We start from the raw sequence: 255 nt of genomic DNA, 5'->3' as shown, positions 1-255 counted from the left end.
ACGCGGCGTCGCTGCATCAGGGTTTCCCCCATTGTGCAATATTCCCCACTGCTGCCTCCCGTAGGAGTCTGGGCCGTGTCTCAGTCCCAATGTGGCCGTTCAACCTCTCAGTCCGGCTACCGATCGTTGCCTTGGTGGGCCATTACCTCACCAACTAGCTAATCGGACGCGAGGCCATCTCAAAGCGGATTGCTCCTTTTCCCTCTGGTCGATGCCGACCTGTGGGCTTATGCGGTATTAGCAGTCGTTTCCAAC

1 rRNA gene is annotated in these 255 nt (G+C 57.6%); it reads right to left on the bottom strand.

The window, feature by feature from the left end:
• Positions 1-255: ribosomal RNA gene (locus P0G09_RS20980) — 16S ribosomal RNA — on the bottom strand; the annotation flags it as partial.

Origin of the sequence: Faecalibacterium sp. DFI.5.82 (assembly GCF_029076575.1) — a bacterium.
Lineage (GTDB): Bacteria > Bacillota > Clostridia > Oscillospirales > Ruminococcaceae > Faecalibacterium > Faecalibacterium duncaniae.
The sequence above is the reverse complement of the archived record's forward strand: the minus strand, read 5'-3'. Positions and strand labels throughout refer to the sequence as shown.